We start from the raw sequence: 20,209 nt of genomic DNA, 5'->3' as shown, positions 1-20,209 counted from the left end.
ACCATGAGTGAGATCAAGATTATTAATGCCAAGAAAATTTACCACGATGTAGCTGTTATCGAAAACCTAAACGTTACTATTCCTAAGGGGAGCCTTTTCACCCTCCTTGGGCCTTCAGGATGTGGGAAAACAACCTTGCTTCGTATGATTGCAGGTTTCAATAGCATCGAAGGAGGAGAGTTCTACTTCGACGATACTAAAATCAACAACATGGAACCTAGCAAACGAAACATTGGGATGGTTTTCCAAAACTATGCGATTTTCCCACATTTGACAGTGCGTGATAACGTAGCGTTCGGACTCAAGCAAAAGAAAGTTCCAAAAGACGAACTCATCGAACAAACAAATAAATACCTTGAGTTGATGCAAATTGCCCAGTATGCAGACCGAAAACCAGATAAACTTAGTGGTGGTCAGCAACAACGGGTTGCCCTAGCACGTGCCTTGGCAGTTAATCCTAGCGTTCTCCTCATGGACGAACCCCTCAGTAACCTAGATGCCAAACTTCGATTGGATATGCGTCAAGCTATTCGTGAAATCCAACACGAAGTTGGTATCACAACAGTCTACGTAACTCACGACCAAGAAGAAGCTATGGCCATTTCTGACCAAATCGCCGTTATGAAAGATGGTGTTATCCAACAAACCGGACGCCCGAAAGAACTTTACCACAAGCCAGCAAATGAATTTGTCGCAACCTTTATTGGTAGAACAAACATAATCCCTGCTCGTTTGGAAAAGCAAGCTGACGGAGCTTACATCGTCTTTGAAGATGGTTACTCTCTTCGTATGCCAGCATTAGACCAGGTGGAAGAACAAGCTATTCATGTCAGCATTCGTCCTGAAGAATTTATTCGTGACGAAAATGGACCAATCGACGGTACAATTAGTGATAGTGTCTATCTTGGACTCAATACTGAATACTTCATCGAGACAGGGTTTGCTTCAAAAATCCAAGTAAGTGAAGAATCTACATTTGAAGAAGATTTGAAAAAAGGAGATCGCGTTCGTTTGCGTATCAACACTCAAAAACTCAATGTCTTCTCTGAAGATGGTTCTCGTAATCTCATAAAAGGAGTCGGCCATGGAGCGTAAAAAACTAAATATCTGGACTGCGTCTTCCTTCTTCATCTTCCTTGCTTATCTTGTTTTTCTGGTCTATCCAATTGTTACGGTATTAAAACAGGCACTGGTACATGAAGGTCATTTCTCATTAGAAAATTTTGTGACTTTCTTTAGCAAGTCTTACTATTCTGAAACCCTTATCAACAGTTTCAAGGTTTCTGTAACTGCCACAATTACCTCTGTCGTTGTTGGTACCTTGCTAGCTTATCTTTTTTCCATGTATGATTTCAAGGGAAAGAAGTTTTTACAAATTTTAATCATCATTGCATCCATGTCAGCTCCCTTTGTAGGTGCCTATTCTTGGATTCTACTTCTTGGTAGAAACGGAGTAATCACAAAGTTTCTAACCAACACACTTCACTTGCCAGGTCTTGATATCTACGGTTTCAAAGGTATTGTACTTGTCTTTACACTTCAACTTTTCCCTCTCGTATTTCTTTACGTAGCGGGGACTATGAAGAGCATCGACAATTCTCTCCTAGAAGCTGCTGAAAGTATGGGATCTTTCGGTCTAAAACGAATTGTAACAGTCGTTTTACCTCTCTTGGTTCCAACCTTACTAGCAGCTGCACTCCTCGTCTTTATGAGAGCCTTCTCGGACTTTGGTACTCCGATGTTGATTGGTGAGGGATATCGTACCTTCCCAGTCTTGATCTATACACAGTTTATCAGTGAGGTAGGGGGTAACTCTGCCTTCGCATCAGCCTTAGCAATTATGGCGATTACAATCGCCCTAGTTATCTTCCTCATCCAAAAATACGTTTCAAATCGCTACAGTTTCAGTATGAACTCGCTTCATCCAATTGAACCTAAGAAAACGACAAAAGGTAAGATGGCTGCTATTTATGTGACAGTTTATGGCATTATCTTATTCTCTGTTTTGCCTCAAGTTTACTTGATTTATACATCCTTCCTAAAAACATCCGGAATGGTTTTCGTCAAAGGATATTCACTAAACAGCTATAAGACTGCTTTTAACCGCATGGGCTCTGCTATTTTTAATACCATTCGTATCCCTCTCCTTGCCTTGGTTCTCGTTGTTGTCTTTGCGACCTTCATATCCTATCTTGCAGTTCGCAAACGCAACCTATTTACCAACTTAATCGATAGTCTTAGTATGGTACCTTATATCGTACCAGGAACTGTACTTGGTATTGCCTTTATCTCTTCATTCAATACAGGCCTCTTCGGAAGTGGTTTCCTGATGATTACAGGAACAGCCTTCATCTTGATTATGTCCTTATCTGTAAGAAGACTTCCTTATACTATCCGCTCTTCAGTTGCTAGTTTGCAACAAATTGCCCCTAGTATCGAAGAAGCAGCAGAAAGCTTGGGAAGTAGCCGTCTCAATACCTTTACTAAAATCACAACCCCAATGATGCTTTCAGGTATCATCTCAGGAGCAATCCTTTCATGGGTAACAATGATTTCGGAACTATCTACTTCCATTCTCTTGTATAATGTTAAAACTAGAACAATGACCGTAGCTATCTACACTGAAGTACTTCGTGGTAACTATGGTGTGGCAGCAGCCTTGTCTACTATCCTCACCATCTTAACAGTTACTTCCTTGTTACTATTTATGAAAATTTCTAAAAATAACAGCATTACGCTCTAGTTTTTTTCCTACTAAAACAGCCAATTCCCCCTGGCTGTTTTTTTATATCTCTACTTTTGATTTTCCCGAATCATCATCTTCGATAAATACAGATTCCTATCAATAGGACATATCTTAGCTAGTTATATAGATGCATGATAGTCCTTTTTATGGTAGAATATAGGAAAGTGCTTTCTCAGAAGGAGGAAAATATGAACAAACAAACCATCGCTGTTTTAGGGCCTGGTTCTTGGGGTACTGCGCTGTCACAAGTTCTAAATGACAACGGACACCAAGTGCGTATCTGGGGAAATATTCCTGATCAAATTGACGAAATCAATACACAACATACTAACAAACGCTATTTTAAGGATACTGTATTAGACGAAAAAATTGTTGCCTATCATGATTTGGCAGAAGCCTTGAAGGGTGTTGATGCTGTCTTGTTTGTGGTGCCAACCAAGGTGACCAGATTGGTAACTCAACAAGTGGCTGCTGTTTTGGATCATAAAGTCGTCATCATGCATGCTTCAAAAGGCCTCGAACCCAATAGCCACAAACGCCTTTCAACCATTCTAGAAGAAGAAATCCCTGAAGAATTGCGTAGTGAGATTGTGGTTGTATCTGGTCCTAGCCATGCAGAAGAAACGATTGTACGTGATATTACCTTGATTACAGCTGCTTCTAAAGATTTACAGACTGCTCAATATGTTCAAAAACTCTTTAGCAACCACTACTTCCGCCTTTATACCAATACAGATGTGATCGGAGTGGAAACAGCTGGTGCTCTTAAAAATATCATTGCCGTTGGTGCAGGTGCCCTTCATGGACTTGGATTCGGGGATAATGCAAAAGCTGCTATTATCACGCGTGGTCTGGCAGAAATTACTCGTCTGGGGGTTAAACTTGGAGCAAATCCATTAACATACAGTGGTCTTTCTGGAGTTGGGGATTTAATCGTTACAGGAACTTCTGTCCACTCACGTAACTGGCGTGCTGGAGATGCTCTTGGTCGCGGTGAAGCCTTGGCAGATATCGAAGCAAATATGGGAATGGTCATTGAAGGTATTTCAACAACCAAAGCTGCTTACGAATTGGCGCAAGAACTCGGAGTTTATATGCCTATTACTCAAGCCATCTACCAAGTTATTTATGAAAATGTTAATATTAAGGATGCCGTTTCTGAACTCATGAGCAATGAGTTCAAGGCAGAGAACGAGTGGTCTTAGTCACCGTTAGAAAGGAAGCTCATGAAGCAAAAAGTTAGAAAAGCCGTTATCCCTGCTGCGGGACTTGGAACTCGTTTCCTACCTGCAACTAAAGCTTTGGCCAAAGAAATGTTGCCAATCGTGGATAAACCAACCATCCAGTTCATCGTCGAAGAAGCTCTTAAGTCTGGAATTGAGGACATTCTTGTGGTAACAGGAAAGTCAAAACGCTCTATCGAAGATCACTTTGACTCAAACTTTGAGTTGGAATACAATCTCAAGGAAAAAGGAAAAACCGACCTTTTGAAACTAGTTGACGAAACAACTGGCATGCGACTTCACTTCATCCGTCAAACACACCCACGTGGACTTGGAGATGCCGTTTTACAAGCCAAAGCATTCGTTGGGAATGAACCTTTTGTGGTTATGCTTGGAGATGACCTCATGGATATCACAGATGACAAGGCTGTTCCACTGACCAAGCAACTCATGAACGATTATGAGGAAACTCATGCTTCTACTATCGCCGTGATGCCTGTACCGCATGATGAAGTTTCTTCATACGGTGTCATCGCTCCTCAAGGTGAAGGAAAGGACGGTCTGTACAGTGTTGAAACCTTCGTTGAAAAACCAGCTCCTGAAGATGCACCAAGTGATTTAGCTATCATCGGTCGTTATCTCCTCACACCAGAGATTTTCGGCATCCTCGAAAGTCAAAAACCTGGTGCGGGAAATGAAATCCAGCTAACAGATGCTATCGATACACTCAACAAAACTCAACGTGTATTTGCTCGCGAGTTTAAAGGTTCTCGTTACGATGTTGGCAACAAGTTTGGGTTTATGAAAACTTCCATCGAATACGCTCTTAAACATCCACAAGTCAAAGACCACTTGAAGGACTACTTGATTGATCTTGGAAAAGAACTTTCAGGAGAAAAATAAACAATTTGTCAAATAGTCAGATTTAGCTTAAATCTGGCTTTTTTCAATGTCTAAATTTCGAACTCCAATCCCTATCCAAAGCCCTGTTCTAAGCCTAATTTCTTGCAAGAGATGCTTTTATGGTATAATAATAAAGAGTGAGGAATTCTATGAACAAACATGTAACAAGGATAAAACAAAAAGGACTGGCCTTACTTCGGTCTCTAAAATTAACAGCTTCTAAAATGAATGCAAAGAAAAAGAGTGGAAAAAACTCTAAGCAGAAAAAGAAAACTCAAACACCATTCGATATCTGGACTCTATTGACCAATATCTTACTTGGTATAAAGGCAACTTTTAACACACTTTTCATCCTAGCTTTTATTGGCGGTCTCCTTGGAACAGGGGTTGCCTTGGGTTATGCTGTTTCTCTCTTTGATCAAGTTAGTGTCCCTCAAACGGAGGATTTGATCAAGCAGGTCAATAATATTTCATCCATCTCTGAAATTCGCTATGCAGATGGTTCCATGATTAGCGCTATTGAAAGCGATCTACTTCGCACATCTGTGTCATCAGATGCCATTTCAGATAATCTCAAGCAAGCTATCGTTGCAACCGAGGATGAACACTTTGCAGAGCACAACGGTGTTGTTCCTAAAGCGGTTATTCGCGCCAGTCTAGGAAAATTCATCGGACTTGGTTCTTCCAGTGGAGGATCTACCCTAACACAACAGCTCATCAAACAACAAGTGGTTGGTGATGCTCCTACACTTGCTCGTAAAGCCAGTGAAATCGTGGATGCCTTGGCCTTAGAAAGAGCCATGAGCAAGGACGAAATCCTAACAACCTATCTCAATGTTGCTCCTTTTGGTCGTAACAATAAAGGTCAAAATATCGCAGGTGCTCAACAAGCTGCCAAAGGGATTTTTGGGGTGGATGCAAGCAAACTAACCATTCCTCAAGCGGCTTTCCTAGCAGGTTTACCACAAAGCCCTATTTCCTACTCACCTTATGAATCTACTGGTGAGATGAAAAGCGAAGAAGATATTAAACTCGGTATTAAGCGCTCAAAAGATGTACTCTACAATATGTATCGAACAGGAGTCCTCAGCCAGGAAGACTATGAAACCTACAAGGCTTATGACATTAAGCAAGATTTCTTGCCATCAGAAAATGCTAGCGTTACCTCTAAAGGCTTCCTCTACTTCACTGCACTCGATGAGGCTACCAAGATTATGTATGATTATCTGGTGCAAAAGGACAATGTTTCTGACCAAGAACTACAGAACGAATCTATCCGAAAATCTTATCAAGAATTGGCTGAAAAAGAAATTCAAAACGGTGGTTACCGTATTACAACTACCATCGATAAAACGATTCATACTGCTATGCAAAATGCCGTAACAAACTACGGATACCTTCTAAATGATAGCTCGGGTCAACCTGAAGTCGGGAATGTCTTGATGGACAATCAAACTGGTGCGATTTTAGGGTTTGTAGGTGGACGAGATTATCAGACCAATCAAAACAATCACGCCTTTGATACCAAACGTTCCCCTGCCTCCACTACCAAGCCACTCTTGGCCTACGGTATTGCTATCGACCAAGGGCTTATGGGAAGTGCTAGCATCCTCTCAAACTATCCAACAAACTTCTCTAACGGAACTCCGATCATGCATGTCAACAGTCCTGGAACAGCCATGATAGACCTTAAAGAAGCTCTGAACTATTCTTGGAACATCCCAGCCTACTGTACCTACAGAATGCTCCGTGAAAAAGGGGTTGACGTCCGTTCTTATATGGAAAAAATGGGCTATGAAATCCCAGAATATGGCATTGAAAGTCTTCCAATGGGAGGAGGAATTGAAGTTACTGTAGCCCAGCACACCAATGGCTACCAAACGCTAGCTAACAATGGTACCTATCATAAGAAATACATGATCTCAAAAATTGAGAAAACGAGTGGTGAGGTTCTCTATGAACATCAGGCTAAACCCATCCAAGTTTACTCTAAAGCTACTGCAACCATTATGCAGAGTTTGCTAAGAGATGTGCTTTCATCTCGAGTCACTACAAGCTTCCAAACGGATCTGACTTCTATCAATTCCAGTCTAGCAGGTGCTGACTGGATCGGAAAAACTGGTACAACCAATGAAGAAGGGGATATGTGGCTAATGGTCTCTACTCCAAGATTAACCCTTGGAGGCTGGGTTGGACATGACGACAACAGTTCTCTAGCCCAGGGAGCATACTACCGCAATGCAAAATACATGGCTCATCTGGTAAATGCCATCCAGCAAGCATCTCCTTCTGCTTGGGGTTCAGAACGTTTCAAACTCGATTCAAGTGTCACTTCATCACAAGTCCTCAAATCAACTGGTCAAAAGCCAGGAAAGGTGACTATCAATGGGAAAGAAATTAATCTAAGCGGAGAAACGGTGACTAGCTACTGGGCTAACCAAGCTGGCGCGCCGACTACCACTTATAAATTCGCTATTGGTGGAAGCGATTCTGACTACCAAAATGCTTGGAACACCATTTTAGGAAGTCTGCCAAAAGTATCTTCTTCCTCATCAAACAATAGCAGTAACAATAACAACAATAATAATAGTAATAATCGTAATAATACTTCTAATAGTAACGGGAACAATAATAGTAGCTCTAGTTCCAATAACAGAAGTAGCAATCAACGGCGCTAACTAGCACAATCATTGAGAGTGGGAAAGAAATGATTTTTCTCCACTCTCTTTTTTCTTTCTTCCTTTCATGGTACAATAGCAGCATGAATAACTATCAAAAGAATATTTTTAAGGGAACCATTTATTCTCTCCTATCTGGCTTGATCTGGGGGATCTGCGGAATTTTAGGAGAGTACTTTTTTTCACATTATCAAGTATCTTCAGGGTGGATTACTTCTATGCGTCTACTCGTCGCTGGTAGTTTCGTAATCGTCTTATCTAGTATAAAACTCCGGTTCCAGCTTTTCGAGATCTGGAGAAATCGAAACAATTACCTTCTTTTTCTGGCCTATGCTATCTTAGGGATCTTCTCCGTTCAGTATTTCTTCTATCTCTGTGTGGAGTACTCCAACGCTACAACTGCAACCATCCTACAATTTATCAGTCCTGTCTTTATCCTCTTTTTCAATCGCATCATCTACAAGAAAAAAGCTTCTAAAAGTGCTATTTTTTATGTCTTGGTCGCTATGGTTGGGGTCTTTTTGATGGCTACCAAAGGAGATCTATCCAAATTATCTATTACACCACTTGCTTTACTGACAGGACTTCTCAGTGCACTAGGTGTCATGTTCAATGTCATCTTACCCCAACGCTTTGCTAAAAAATACGGTTTTGTGCCTACTGTTGGCTGGGGGATGATTATTGCGGGGATTTTTAGTAATTTTCTCTACCCTGTTTATAAGATTAGCTTCCAGGTTGATGCCATCAGTATCTGTATTTGTTTGACTATTGCCTTTTTGGGAACAGCCTTTGCTTTCTTCCTATCGATGAAGGCTGTATCGCTCGTATCACCATTGGTGGTGTCAGTCGTCAGTGCAAGCGAACCTTTATCATCTGCTATTCTAAGCGTTCTCTTTCTAGGTTTAGTCTTGGATGAGTATCTGCTACTGGCTATGATTTTGATTATCATCCCAATGATTTTTCTATCCATTGAAGAATCAAAAAACAAAATGAAAGAATCTTCTTTTAACACTTAAGGCTTCAAAATTGAAGCCTTTTTTGGTAGAATAGTAAGCATTACAAAGAGTGAGGAGACACCTATGACTGCTACAAAAATGAATGCACAAGAAATTATCCAATTTATCGCAAATGCTGAGAAAAAAACAAGTGTAAAAGTGACCTTTGAAGGACAACTTGCCGGAGCTATCCCTGCCTCTGTTATCAAGCTTGGGAATGTTCTCTTTGGAGACTGGAAGGATATTGCTCCACTTCTTGAAGGACTAACAGAAAATAAAGATTATGTTGTTGAGCAAGACGCTCGCAACTCAGCTGTACCTCTCCTTGATAAACGCGACATCAATGCTCGTATCGAACCAGGGGCTATCATCCGTGACCAGGTTGAGATTGGCGACAACGCTGTTATCATGATGGGAGCTGTGATCAATATTGGTGCTGAAATCGGTGCTGGCACTATGATTGACATGGGTGCTATTCTAGGTGGACGTGCTATTGTTGGTAAAAATAGTCACGTGGGTGCGGGAGCTGTTCTTGCAGGTGTTATCGAACCAGCTAGTGCAGAGCCTGTCCGTGTCGGTGATAATGTTCTCATCGGTGCTAACGCTGTGGTTATCGAAGGTGTTCAAATTGGTAGCGGTTCTGTTGTTGCAGCAGGCGCTATCGTCACTCAAGATGTTCCAGAAAATGTTGTGGTGGCTGGGGTCCCAGCTCGTGTTATCAAGGAAATCGATAGCCAAACCCAACAAAAAACAGCGCTAGAGGATGCGCTTCGCACCTTGTAATTAGTAACAGAGGCTGAAATATTTCCAGCCTCTTTATCGTATCAATAGAAGGAAATTAACTATGTTAGATTTGATTCAAACTCGACGCGATCTTCACCAAATTCCCGAGATTGGTTTAGAAGAATTCAAGACTCACGCTTATTTACTCAATGTCATTGAAACATTAACGGCTGGTAAGGATTTTGTTCAGATTCGTACTTGGCGAACAGGTATTTTAGTTTACTTGCAGGGAAGTCAGCCAGAACGTACCATTGGCTGGCGGACAGACATCGACGGACTCCCAATCGTTGAACAAACAGGCCTTCCTTTTGCCTCTCAGCACCCAGACCGCATGCATGCTTGTGGACACGATTTTCACATGACCATTGCCCTAGGAAGTCTCGAACGTGCATTAGAAAAACAACCCAAAAACAATCTCCTCTTTCTCTTCCAACCTGCAGAAGAAAATGAAGCAGGTGGCATGCTCATGTATGAAGATAGTGCTTTTGGCGACTGGTTACCTGACCAATTCTATGGACTCCATGTTCGTCCAGACCTAAAAGTTGGACAGATTGCGACCAATACCCATACACTCTTTGCTGGAACATGCGAGGTCAAGATTCGCTTTAAGGGTAAAGGCGGACACGCTGCCTTTCCACATGAAGCCGACGACGCTCTGGTTGCAGCTAGCTATTTTGTGACCCAAGTCCAGTCAGTCGTCAGCCGTAATGTCGATCCTATCGAGGGAGCTGTTGTCACTTTCGGTGTTTTTCAAGCTGGTACAACCAATAATGTTATCGCTGATACAGCCTTCTTGCATGGAACCATTCGAGCTCTTACACACAGCATGAGCCTCTTGGTTCAAAAACGTGTCAAAGCTATTGCTGAAGGTGTGGCAGCTGCCTTTGATATGGATGTAGAGATCGAACTCAAGCAGGGAGGTTATTTGCCAGTCGAAAATAACCCTGAGTTAGCCAGAGAATTGATGACCTTCTTTGATGAAAAAGAAGGGATTGAACTTATCGATATTGAACCTGCTATGACAGGGGAAGACTTTGGTTATCTTCTCTCTAAGGTTCCTGGTGTCATGTTCTGGCTAGGTATTGATAGTCCCTACGCCCTTCACCATCCAAAGATGAGCCCTAAAGAAGAAGCTCTAGCTATCGGTGTCGAAGCTGTATCAAGCTTCTTAGCCAAGAAAGCTGCGGAGTAAACGATGAAAAAAAACTTACGCAAGCAGGTCTTGCAAGAACTCAAATCTCTATCAGCCGAAGAAAAGGAAGTCATGGACACTTGGTTGACTGAGCAACTACTTCTACATCCCTTATATAAGGAAGCAAAAACCATCGCCACTTACCTGTCTTTTCCTCATGAATTTCAGACAGCTAGACTGATCGAACAAGCTCAAAAAGATGGGAAGACACTCCTCATTCCCAAAACCTATCCACAAGGGAAAATGGACTTTGTGCTCTATGAACCAGAGAAACTCGAAAGAAATTCTTTTGGACTTCTTGAACCTCAAGGAGACTTCACAATCCTTGAACCCTCTCAGATTGACCTGATTCATGTTCCTGGTTTGGCTTTCAATCCTTCTGCTTATCGGATTGGCTACGGTGGTGGTTATTATGATCGCTACTTAGAGCATTTCCTAGGTCACACCATTAGTACACTTTATCCTTGTCAGATTCAGGATTTCCATCCTGATCCACACGATATTCCCGTTGAGGAGGTACTCATCTATGAAAGAAATTTTTAATCGTCGTTATCCTGTTACGAGCTTCTTTCTTCTCGTGACCACCCTGGTTTTTATACTCATGTTTCTAACCAGTGGTTTCAATTACACAAGCGCAGCTACCTTGTATAAATTCGGAGCTGTTTATCCCCCAGCAATCAAGGCCATGCCTGAACAAATCTGGCGCCTATTCTCAGCAACCTTTGTCCACATTGGCTTGGAGCACTTTTTAGTCAATATGCTATCCCTTTACTTCTTGGGACGTCAGATGGAACAAATCTTTGGCTCTAAACAGTTTTTCTTTATCTACCTTCTATCAGGTATGATGGGAAATCTCTTTGTCCTCGTTTTTAGTCCCGATACCATTACTGCTGGTGCTTCAACTGCCCTCTACGGGATGTTCGCCTCTATTGTCGTTCTTCGTTATGCTTCACGCAATCCCTATCTCCAACAGCTCGGTCAATCTTACCTCTCCCTCTTGGTCATCAACCTAGTAGGTAGCGTTTTAATGCCAGGAATCAGCTTTGCTGGACACGTAGGTGGAGCTGTCGGTGGCGCATTACTAGCTATCGTCTTCCCAGTTCGAGGAGAACGAAAGATATACAGCCCAGGCCAACGTGGTCTAGCAACCCTAGCCTTTATTGCTTTGTCAGCCTTGTTGCTTTTTGTGGGCTTGTCCTAAGATAGTCTCATATAGGGAGTATCTTTATTTTCAACAAAGATTAATTCACTAATCTCATATATAAAAGAAACTCTGAAAAGCTTGTTTTTATTAGCTTTCCAGAGTTTCTTTTATTTCTAGTTTTTTAAAGATCAGACGGGTATATAGATTTTTTATCAATTTGATTGAATTTTTTTATAACCCTTCTTTCATGGCAAAGTAAGCACGCACTTTTGGTGCCACTTGCGTTCCAAAGAGTTCAATGGCTTTGAGAACTTGATCATGCGGCATAGAACCAAGTGGTAGGTGCAACATAAAGCGATTCAAGTCTAAATCCTCAATCATACGAATCAACTTTTCTGCTATCTGATCTGGATTTCCCACAAACATAGCGCCATTTGGGCCCACCTGCTCAAGATATTGCTCATAACGCAATTCCTGCCAGTGTGGTCGGTCTTTGGAAATCGCATCTACCACTTGCTTGGTCGGATGGAAATAATCTTTCACTGCCTGCTCGCCATCTTCAGCAATCCATCCCCAAGAATGTGCTCCCACTTTCAAGTCTTTGTCAGCATGACCAGATTCACTTCCAATCTCACGATAAGCCTGAATCAACTTTTTAAAATAGTGAGGATTGCCACCGATAATCGCATAGACAATCGGCAAACCAGCACGAGCAATCTTGACTGTTGACTCTACATGACCACCTGTCGCCACCCACAATGGCAATTTGTCCTGAACAGGACGAGGATAAACTTCTTTTCCAGCAATACTTTGGGTCAATTCTCCACGCCAGTTCACCTTGGTGTTTTCATTTGCTAGCTGGAGCAGGTCCAATTTTTCATCAAAGAGGGCTTCATAGTCTTTCAAGTCATATCCAAACAGTGGAAAGGACTCGGTGAATGAACCACGCCCAGCCATAATCTCTGCACGACCGTTTGAAAGGGCGTCGATGGTCGCATATTGTTGGAACAAACGGATGGGATCCATACTTGAGAGGATACTGACAGCACTGGTCAAACGAATCTTCTTGGTATTCACCGCACCAGCTGCAAGGACAATCTCTGGCGCTGATACCGCAAAGTCCTCCCGATGATGCTCCCCAATGCCATACACCTCCAATCCAACCTTATCAGCCAGCTCAATTTCTGCCACCAACTGACGGATTCGTTCATCATGACTGTAAACTTGTCCAGTCCCCTCTAAGGCTGTTGTTTCACCAAATGTTGAAATTCCTAGTTCTACCATACTGATTTCCTCGTTTTATTATTAGTTATCTGGGTATTTTATCACTAGTCAGTTATAGTTGCAACGAATTTGCTCATTAGAAATGGCCTTGATTAAGTAGACATTTTTAGTTCCTTGTGTGGCGGTGAGAGGTGAGGGTAAATCGTTGTAAAGACGATACCATCTATATCCCTTGCAACATTCTCTTCTGTGATGGTGAGAGCTTGGTGATGATTCTATAAGAAAAATGAGATGAAAATCATCTCACTCTTCTTATTCTTAAAATCCATTATTGTCACTGAGTTTTTTGAACCAGTGGCCTGATTTTTTCAGACGGCGTTCTTGCGTTTCAAGGTCAAGCTCGACCAAACCATAGCGATTTTTGTAACTATTGAGCCATGACCAGCAATCGATAAAGGTCCAGATCAAGTATCCTTTACAGTTAGCACCGTCTTCAATAGCGCGATGGAGTTCACGAAGGTGACCTTTGACAAAGTCAATACGGTAGTCATCCTGAATCATGCCATTTTCACGGAATTTGTCTTCACCTTCAACACCCATCCCATTTTCTGTCAACATCCACTCAATATTACCGTAGTTTTCCTTGATGTTTTGGGCAATGTCATAAATCCCTTGCTCGTAGATTTCCCAACCACGGTGCGGATTGATCTTACGACCAGGCATGACATAAGGCTCATAGAAATGCTCAGGCAAGAGTGGGCTATCAGGATGCTTAGCAAAACGCGGCGCCATAACACGCAAAGGTTGGTAGTAGTTGACTCCTAGGAAGTCAACCGTATGATCGCGAATGAGTTCCAACTCTTCGGCTGTGTATTCTGGTAACAAGTCATGCTCAGACAAAATTTCCACTAACTCTTCTGGATAAGCTCCTAAAACAGACGGATCTAGGAAAGATTGTGCCTGGAAGAGGTCAGCAATGCAAGCAGCTTTCACGTCTGCAGGATGTTGGCTACGTGGATATGCTGGTGTCAAGTTGAGGACAATCCCAATCTTAGAGCCTGGCAAGACTTCATGACAAGCCTTAACTGCAAGAGTGCTCGCCAGTTGTGTATGATAGGCAACCTTAACCGCTGCTTTGGCATCCACCTTATGTGGATAATGGGCATCATAAAAATAGCCAAACTCTACAGGAACGATAGGCTCATTGAAGGTAATCCATTGATCCACAAGGTCACCGTAGGTCTCAAAACAGAAACGAGCATAGTCTTCATAAGCCTTAATAGTTGCTTTATTTTCCCAACCATCCCCATCTTCTTGAAGGGCAAAAGGCAGGTCAAAGTGATAAAGATTGACTAAAAGGCGAATACCCTTGGCCTTGATGGCTTCAAATACCTGACGGTAGAAAGCCACCCCTTGAGGGTTGACTTCTCCACGGCCCTGTGGGAAAATACGAGACCACTGGATAGAAGTTCGAAAGGCTGTGTGGCCAGTTTCTAACAAGAGTTCGATATCCTTTTCCCAGTTTTCATAGAAGGTCGACGTTTTGTCTGGTCCAATACCATTGTAGTAACGGTTTGGCTCTACTTGGTACCAATAATCCCAGAGATTATCTCCCTTGCCATCACCAGGCACTCGTCCTTCTGTCTGTGGTCCAGAAGTTGAGGAACCCCAGACAAAATCCTTTGGAAATTTTAGCATAGTACTACCTCTTTTTACTCTTTTAATGTTTATACTCTTCGAAAATCAAATTCAAACCGCGTCAACGTCGCCTTGCCGTACTCAAGTACAGCCTGCGGCTAGTTTCCTAGTTTGCTCTTTGATTTTCATTGAGTCTTACTTTCTCTCATTATACAGAAAAAACAAGGCAAAAACTAGTTACATTTTTGTCTTGTTTTTCTTCTGATTATAGATTTTATTTGTTGGTTAAGATTTCAAGGGTTTCAAGCAAGTTATCTGCGTGAACTTCGATTGTATCTCCTGTCGCCTTGATCTTCACTTCTACGATACCGTCAGCTGCTTTCTTACCAACAGTGATACGAATTGGAAGACCAATCAAGTCGCTATCGCTGAATTTAACTCCGACACGTTCGTTACGGTCATCTGTCAAGACTTCATAGCCTTTATTGACTAAGGCTTCTTCGATACGATTAGTCAATTCAAGACTTGCTTCGTCCTTAACATTGACCGGAATCAAGTGCACATCAAATGGTGCCAATTCTTTAGGGAAATTGATACCCCAAGCGTAACGATATTCCCCTTTAGGTGTTTTGTTAACAAAGAGGCGAGCGTGTTGCTCCATAACCGCTGAAAGGAGACGACTAACACCGATACCGTAGCATCCCATGATGATTGGCACAGCACGACCATTTTCATCCAAGACATCTGCACCCATACTTGCTGAGTAACGAGTTCCCAGTTTAAAGATGTGACCGATTTCGATACCACGCGCAAAGTTAAGAATACCTTGTCCGTCTGGAGAAATTTCACCTTCACGAACTTCACGGATATCCACATACTCGGCAATGAAGTCACGACCTGGGTTGACACCAGTCAAGTGGTAACCATCTTCATTGGCACCAACAACAGCATTGCGACTATCTTGTACCTTGCGGTCTGCGATGATTTTAACATTTTCTGGAAGATCTACTGGGCCAAGGGAACCAAAGTCCGCTCCCAACAATTCTTTCACTTCTGCCTCAGTTGCAGGTTCCAAGAAATCTGCTCCAAGGTAGTTTTTCAATTTCACTTCGTTGAGTTGGTCATTGCCAACGAGTAGGGCAACAACTGGCTCCTCATCTGCAATATAAACCAAGGTCTTGATTGTTTGTTCTTCAGAGACATTCAAGAAAGCAGCCACTTCATCAATCGATTTGACACCTGGTGTTTCCACGCGAGCCACTTCATCTTCAGTCACAACACGATTGCTTGGTTTGTACTCGTTGGTTGCCATTTCCAAGTTAGCCGCATAGCTTGACTCGCTTGAGTAGGCAATGGTATCCTCACCAGAAACCATCCATTTGAGCAATTCTGCCTTGATTTCTTCTTGCACTTGATCAGGAATTTCGTCAAATGATGCAACAGACTTGTCTAAAACAACCCAACGGTCAAGGTCTGTACGAGCAGGTGTGATGGCCATAAACTCTTGGCTATCCTTACCACCCATGGCTCCACCGTCACCGATGATTGCTTTGAAGTCCAAACCACTACGAGTGAAGATACGCTCATAGGCTGCCTTGTACTCATCATAAGTTACATCCAAGCTATCATAGTTAGCATGGAAGCTATAACCATCTTTCATGATGAATTCACGCGTACGAAGAAGTCCATTACGCGGACGTTTTTCATCACGGTACTTAGGCTGGATTTGGTACAAGTTCAGTGGCAATTGCTTGTAAGACTTGACAGAATCACGGACAATCGCTGTGAAGGTTTCTTCGTGAGTTGGCCCCAAGATAAAGTCTGACTTCTCACGGTTTTTCAATTTGTACAAGTCCTCACCGTAAGTTTCATAACGACCAGATTCACGCCAAAGGTCAGCACTGAGAAGGGCTGGAGCCAACATCTCAACAGCACCAATCTTGTCAAACTCTTGACGCATGATCTTCTTGGCTTTTTCGATAACACGGTTAGCAAGTGGTAGGTATGAGTAAACACCTGCTGATACTTGACGAACATAACCAGCACGCAACATAAGGGCGTGACTGATAACTTGAGCATCGCTTGGCATTTCGCGAAGCGTTGGGATAAGCATTTTACTTTGTTTCATAATGACTCCTCTATTTCTTAAAAGAAGGTACGCATGATGTCGTTCCATGTCACGGCGAGCATCAAGACGACCATAATGACAACTCCAACCAGAGTGACATAGGTTTCAATTTCTTGTTTTAGTGGTTTGCGGCGAATAGCTTCAATGATGTTAAGCACGATTTTTCCACCGTCGAGCGCAGGGATTGGAATCAGATTGAAAATCCCGATATTGATGGAAATCATAGCCAAGAAGTACAAGACATTTTCCAGTCCATTCTTGGCAGCATCGCTACTTGCCTTAAAGATAGCAACAGGACCGCCCAGCTTATTCAAATCTGGTTGAAAGATCAAGCTTTTCAAAGCATTGAGAATTCGCAAGGCTGAATCAGCTGCAGTTGTAAATCCGCCCATAAACATAGACCAGATATCTGATTTGAGTCTCGGCTGAACACCCAAGATATAGCGTCCTTGGCTTTCTTCAGGTGTCACACTCACTTGTTTTTCAGTTCCATTTTCAGAGACTGTCACATCCAAAACGGGCGCTGTTTTGTCCTTGGTTTCTGCATCAACCGCCTGGATCAGATCTGACCAGTTTGAAATCTCATAACTTCCGACCTTAGTGATTTGGGCCGTATTTTCAACTCCAACCTTAGCCAAAGCGCTATCTGGAATAATGCTGAAATTGTTCGTTTGCGCATCACGAACGCCACCTTGCATGAAAATCAAGATCCAGAAGACGATAACTCCTAGGATAAAGTTATTCATAGGACCAGCAAAGTTGGTAATCAATTTCCCCCAGACAGTCGCATTTTGATATTGGACGTCTAATGGAGCGATACGAACTTCCGTTCCATCAGCTTCCACAATGGTCGCATCATGGTCTACTGAGAAAGTCTTTTCCTCTTCCAAGACCAAGCCTCTAATAAAGAGTTTATCCTCAAAATCAAACTGAGTGACCTGCATGGGTAAAGCAGTCTGGTCAACCTTTTTCCCAGAGAGATTGATACGCTTGACCTTACCATCTCCTGCCAATGTTAGACTTGCAGGGGTTCCAGTCTTAATCTCTGTCGTATCTTCACCCCAGCCTGCCATACGAACGTAACCACCCAGTGGCAGGAGACGAATAGTATAAGCAGTCCCATCTTTTCCGATATGGGCAAAGATTTTGGGACCCATACCAATGGCAAACTCACGAACCAAAATCCCGGACTTCTTAGCAAAGTAAAAATGCCCGAACTCGTGAACTACCACGATAATCCCGAAAACTAGGATAAATGTTAGTAATCCTATCATTTAATTTCTATTTACCTTTCCTTAAAATAAGCCAAAGAGGTGCATAATCGGGAACACAGCTAGCATGCAATCAAAACGATCCAATACCCCACCATGGCCTGGGATAAACTTACCTGAGTCTTTGACACCAAAGTGACGTTTCATAGCACTTTCGATCAAATCCCCCAACTGACCAGCTATACTAAAGAAAATAGCAAAGACCATCATTTTGTAAATCCCATAAGGTAAAGCAACGGTACTATCAACTAGCATAAAGATTAAGGTTACGAGCATAGCAGCCAAGATACCTCCCATAGCACCCTCTATGGTCTTGTTAGGGGAAACTCTCGGAGCTAGCTTTCTCTTACCAAACTTCATTCCTACTAGATAGGCGCCACTATCGGTTGCCCAGACCATACAAAGTCCCAAAAGTGCCTTATCCAAACCTGCAATACGAGCATCGACCAAAGCATTAAAGCCAAAGCCAACATAAAAACTCATGGCAATCGGAAAAACAGCATCCTCAATAGTATAGTTCTTGCTAAAAACCGTTGCTCCTAGCAAGATGAGAATCACGACACTATAAGCAACAACGTTCCCATCCACGGGCAAAAACTTCAGGTAGTTTTCCAAAGGAATAGTCAGAAAAAAGGTTGCTAGTAAAGTCAAGAGCCCTTCAGGCGTCATGGTATTTAACCCCTTCATACGAAGCAACTCATGTACTCCCAACATAGCCACAATCCCCATGGCAATCTGGAGCCATAAGCCACCAATCGCCAAGATTGGGATAAAGATAGCCAAGGCCAAGATAGCAAAAAGGGTTCTTTTTTGTAAATCCTGTATCATAATATCTCCTACACTCCTCCAAAACGACGGTTGCGACGATTGTACTCGATGATAGCTTCTTTCAAGGCATCCTCATCAAAGTCAGGCCACAAGACATCCGTGAAATAGAGCTCGCTATAAGCAGCCTGCCATGGCAAGAAATTACTCAAACGAAGTTCACCGCTGGTCCGAATAATCAAGTCAGGATCCCGCAATACTTTTGGCAAATGACCCGTAAAGAGGTATTCCCCAATCAATTCCTCGGTAATATCACCAGGATTGATCTTAGCATCTAAAACATCCTGTGCAATCAACTTGACCGCTTGTGTAATCTCAGCTCGTCCACCATAATTAAGGGCAAAATTGAGAATCAATCCTGTATTTAACTTAGTCAGCTCCTCTGCCTTTTTCAAGGCATCAAAAGTCTGCTTCGGCAAACGATCAGTCTCCCCAATCATTTGAATTTTCATGTTCTTCTGATGCAATTCAGGAACAAACTTATCATAGAATTCAACTGGCAGGTTCATGATAAATTTGACTTCCTGATCTGGACGGGTCCAGTTTTCAGTTGAAAAGGCATAGACTGTCAAGGCTTTGACGCCCATATTACTAGCAGCAATAGCTACCTTTCTCAAAGCATCCATCCCAGCCTTATGGCCAAAGACTCGTGGCTGCATCCGTTTTTTAGCCCAACGGCCATTCCCATCCATGATCACACCGATGTGGTCTGGCACCATTGTGGGAGCTTCTGTTGCTTTATCTTTTTTTAAAAATCCAAACATGATTGTATTCCCATTCAAAAATCTATCGTTTCATTATACCATATTTTTCACTTTTCTTCTATTATCGCCTATCATTCTACGGCGAAATTTCCCATATGTCTCCTATATTTCCAGTATATCAAGCCTTGCAATTCCTAAAGAAAGTTGATACAATAAAACCATAGAGATTCGATCCTTGTTCAGCCACAGGGATTTTTTATTGAAAGGATTTTATCATGTCAAAGACACTCCAACGTAAAAAACAATTAAGAAACAGCCTTCGTCGCTCAGGTGCATTTTCAAACACTGTAAACAAGGTTGTCGAAGAAACAAAAAAAGTTGTGAAACATGCTGAAAAAGCAGCAAGCGATGCAGGTAAAGTTGTCTCTAAAAAGGTTGAAAAAACTGTAGAAGCAACCAAAGAGCAAGCTCAAAAAGTTGCTACTTCTGTAGAAGATTTCGCAGCCAACCTAGGTGGACTTTCAGTGGACCGCGCTAAGACTTTCTACGATGAAGGTATCAAGTCTGCTGCTGACTTCAAAAACTGGACAGAAAAAGAACTCCTTGCCTTGAAAGGAATCGGTCCAGCAACAATCAAGAAATTAAAAGAAAACGGCATTAAGTTCAAGTAATCTTTCTTGTTCCTTGCTTTTCCGTCAAAAACTTGTTAAAATAAAGCCATTAGAGGTGTTTTGAGTCCCACATTTTACAGAAAG

17 protein-coding genes are annotated in these 20,209 nt (G+C 42.3%); 11 read left to right on the top strand and 6 right to left on the bottom strand.

All coding sequences use genetic code 11. The annotated features are described in order from the left end of the window. The first annotated feature begins 3 nt into the window (after positions 1 to 3). From AAFQ93_RS02865 to AAFQ93_RS02820, 10 genes are all read left to right on the top strand, one after another. The gene (locus AAFQ93_RS02865) at positions 4 to 1,095 is read left to right on the top strand and encodes an ABC transporter ATP-binding protein (RefSeq protein ID WP_375555536.1); all 1,092 of its coding nucleotides are present in this window, start codon (positions 4 to 6) and stop codon (positions 1,093 to 1,095) included. Then, positions 1,085 to 2,743 (top strand): ABC transporter permease, encoded by a 1,659-nt coding sequence (locus AAFQ93_RS02860; protein ID WP_375555535.1) that lies wholly within the window; start codon positions 1,085 to 1,087, stop codon positions 2,741 to 2,743. Before AAFQ93_RS02865 ends, AAFQ93_RS02860 begins: the two co-directional genes overlap by 11 nt. A gap of 191 nt (positions 2,744 to 2,934) precedes the next feature. Next, complete coding sequence (locus AAFQ93_RS02855; RefSeq protein ID WP_375555533.1) at positions 2,935 to 3,951, top strand: NAD(P)H-dependent glycerol-3-phosphate dehydrogenase; 1,017 nt, start codon at positions 2,935 to 2,937, stop codon at positions 3,949 to 3,951. A 21-nt stretch (positions 3,952 to 3,972) separates the two neighbouring features. Further along, positions 3,973 to 4,872: a UTP--glucose-1-phosphate uridylyltransferase GalU gene (gene galU / locus AAFQ93_RS02850; protein ID WP_375555532.1), complete on the top strand. Its 900-nt coding sequence runs from the start codon at positions 3,973 to 3,975 to the stop codon at positions 4,870 to 4,872. 149 nt (positions 4,873 to 5,021) lie between these two features. After that, positions 5,022 to 7,550, top strand: coding sequence for a penicillin-binding protein PBP1B (gene pbp1b, locus AAFQ93_RS02845; protein WP_375555531.1), 2,529 nt, complete (start codon positions 5,022 to 5,024; stop codon positions 7,548 to 7,550). A gap of 83 nt (positions 7,551 to 7,633) precedes the next feature. Then, entirely contained in the window at positions 7,634 to 8,566 is a 933-nt protein-coding gene (locus AAFQ93_RS02840; RefSeq protein WP_375555530.1) for a DMT family transporter, read from the top strand. A 63-nt stretch (positions 8,567 to 8,629) separates the two neighbouring features. Further along, on the top strand, positions 8,630 to 9,328 hold the full coding sequence (gene dapD / locus AAFQ93_RS02835; RefSeq protein ID WP_045762757.1) for a 2,3,4,5-tetrahydropyridine-2,6-dicarboxylate N-acetyltransferase: 699 nt from the start codon (positions 8,630 to 8,632) through the stop codon (positions 9,326 to 9,328). A gap of 61 nt (positions 9,329 to 9,389) precedes the next feature. Beyond that, positions 9,390 to 10,520: an N-acetyldiaminopimelate deacetylase gene (locus tag AAFQ93_RS02830; protein WP_375555529.1), complete on the top strand. Its 1,131-nt coding sequence runs from the start codon at positions 9,390 to 9,392 to the stop codon at positions 10,518 to 10,520. 3 nt (positions 10,521 to 10,523) lie between these two features. After that, on the top strand, positions 10,524 to 11,063 hold the full coding sequence (locus AAFQ93_RS02825; protein WP_375555528.1) for a 5-formyltetrahydrofolate cyclo-ligase: 540 nt from the start codon (positions 10,524 to 10,526) through the stop codon (positions 11,061 to 11,063). Beyond that, positions 11,047 to 11,721, top strand: a complete 675-nt coding sequence (locus AAFQ93_RS02820; protein WP_375555527.1) for a rhomboid family intramembrane serine protease — start codon at positions 11,047 to 11,049, stop codon at positions 11,719 to 11,721. The genes AAFQ93_RS02825 and AAFQ93_RS02820 overlap by 17 nt, the downstream gene beginning before the upstream one ends. A gap of 174 nt (positions 11,722 to 11,895) precedes the next feature. On the opposite strand, the gene AAFQ93_RS02815 is transcribed toward AAFQ93_RS02820, so the two are convergent. The 6 genes from AAFQ93_RS02815 to AAFQ93_RS02790 all read right to left on the bottom strand — a co-directional run bounded on the left by AAFQ93_RS02815 (position 11,896) and on the right by AAFQ93_RS02790 (position 19,514). Continuing rightward, positions 11,896 to 12,948: an LLM class flavin-dependent oxidoreductase gene (locus tag AAFQ93_RS02815; RefSeq protein WP_375555525.1), complete on the bottom strand. Its 1,053-nt coding sequence runs from the start codon at positions 12,946 to 12,948 to the stop codon at positions 11,896 to 11,898. A gap of 258 nt (positions 12,949 to 13,206) precedes the next feature. Then, positions 13,207 to 14,586, bottom strand: coding sequence for a glycoside hydrolase family 1 protein (locus AAFQ93_RS02810; RefSeq protein ID WP_375555523.1), 1,380 nt, complete (start codon positions 14,584 to 14,586; stop codon positions 13,207 to 13,209). A gap of 214 nt (positions 14,587 to 14,800) precedes the next feature. Then, positions 14,801 to 16,654: a proline--tRNA ligase gene (locus tag AAFQ93_RS02805; protein ID WP_375555522.1), complete on the bottom strand. Its 1,854-nt coding sequence runs from the start codon at positions 16,652 to 16,654 to the stop codon at positions 14,801 to 14,803. Between the two features lie 17 nt (positions 16,655 to 16,671). Next, positions 16,672 to 17,928, bottom strand: a complete 1,257-nt coding sequence (gene rseP, locus AAFQ93_RS02800) for an RIP metalloprotease RseP (protein WP_375555521.1) — start codon at positions 17,926 to 17,928, stop codon at positions 16,672 to 16,674. 21 nt (positions 17,929 to 17,949) lie between these two features. Next, on the bottom strand, positions 17,950 to 18,753 hold the full coding sequence (locus AAFQ93_RS02795; protein ID WP_000613843.1) for a phosphatidate cytidylyltransferase: 804 nt from the start codon (positions 18,751 to 18,753) through the stop codon (positions 17,950 to 17,952). Positions 18,754 to 18,761: 8 nt separating this feature from the next. Continuing rightward, a complete protein-coding gene (locus tag AAFQ93_RS02790) occupies positions 18,762 to 19,514 on the bottom strand; it encodes an isoprenyl transferase (protein ID WP_375555520.1) in 753 nt (250 codons plus the stop codon). A gap of 215 nt (positions 19,515 to 19,729) precedes the next feature. Here AAFQ93_RS02790 and AAFQ93_RS02785 point away from each other — a divergent pair, with 215 nt between their 5' ends. Then, entirely contained in the window at positions 19,730 to 20,125 is a 396-nt protein-coding gene (locus tag AAFQ93_RS02785; protein WP_223140451.1) for a helix-hairpin-helix domain-containing protein, read from the top strand. Positions 20,126 to 20,209 lie beyond the last annotated feature (84 nt).

This window comes from Streptococcus nidrosiense (genome assembly GCF_042140045.1).
Classification (GTDB): Bacteria; Bacillota; Bacilli; order Lactobacillales; family Streptococcaceae; genus Streptococcus; species Streptococcus nidrosiense.
Note: the sequence above shows the minus strand (reverse complement) of the source record. Positions and strands in the feature narration are given on the sequence as shown.

Bases quoted from the DNA above. Each gene is read 5' to 3' on its own strand.
- AAFQ93_RS02815 (WP_375555525.1), bottom strand. From the start codon at position 12,948: ATGGTAGAACTAGGAATTTCAACATTTGGTGAAACAACAGCCTTAGAG.
- AAFQ93_RS02790 (WP_375555520.1), bottom strand. From the start codon at position 19,514: ATGTTTGGATTTTTAAAAAAAGATAAAGCAACAGAAGCTCCCACAATG.
- galU (WP_375555532.1), top strand. From the start codon at position 3,973: ATGAAGCAAAAAGTTAGAAAAGCCGTTATCCCTGCTGCGGGACTTGGA.
- AAFQ93_RS02855 (WP_375555533.1), top strand. From the start codon at position 2,935: ATGAACAAACAAACCATCGCTGTTTTAGGGCCTGGTTCTTGGGGTACT.
- AAFQ93_RS02840 (WP_375555530.1), top strand. From the start codon at position 7,634: ATGAATAACTATCAAAAGAATATTTTTAAGGGAACCATTTATTCTCTC.
- AAFQ93_RS02860 (WP_375555535.1), top strand. From the start codon at position 1,085: ATGGAGCGTAAAAAACTAAATATCTGGACTGCGTCTTCCTTCTTCATC.
- AAFQ93_RS02805 (WP_375555522.1), bottom strand. From the start codon at position 16,654: ATGAAACAAAGTAAAATGCTTATCCCAACGCTTCGCGAAATGCCAAGC.
- AAFQ93_RS02785 (WP_223140451.1), top strand. From the start codon at position 19,730: ATGTCAAAGACACTCCAACGTAAAAAACAATTAAGAAACAGCCTTCGT.
- AAFQ93_RS02810 (WP_375555523.1), bottom strand. From the start codon at position 14,586: ATGCTAAAATTTCCAAAGGATTTTGTCTGGGGTTCCTCAACTTCTGGA.
- AAFQ93_RS02820 (WP_375555527.1), top strand. From the start codon at position 11,047: ATGAAAGAAATTTTTAATCGTCGTTATCCTGTTACGAGCTTCTTTCTT.
- rseP (WP_375555521.1), bottom strand. From the start codon at position 17,928: ATGATAGGATTACTAACATTTATCCTAGTTTTCGGGATTATCGTGGTA.
- pbp1b (WP_375555531.1), top strand. From the start codon at position 5,022: ATGAACAAACATGTAACAAGGATAAAACAAAAAGGACTGGCCTTACTT.
- AAFQ93_RS02830 (WP_375555529.1), top strand. From the start codon at position 9,390: ATGTTAGATTTGATTCAAACTCGACGCGATCTTCACCAAATTCCCGAG.
- AAFQ93_RS02865 (WP_375555536.1), top strand. From the start codon at position 4: ATGAGTGAGATCAAGATTATTAATGCCAAGAAAATTTACCACGATGTA.
- AAFQ93_RS02825 (WP_375555528.1), top strand. From the start codon at position 10,524: ATGAAAAAAAACTTACGCAAGCAGGTCTTGCAAGAACTCAAATCTCTA.
- dapD (WP_045762757.1), top strand. From the start codon at position 8,630: ATGACTGCTACAAAAATGAATGCACAAGAAATTATCCAATTTATCGCA.
- AAFQ93_RS02795 (WP_000613843.1), bottom strand. From the start codon at position 18,753: ATGATACAGGATTTACAAAAAAGAACCCTTTTTGCTATCTTGGCCTTG.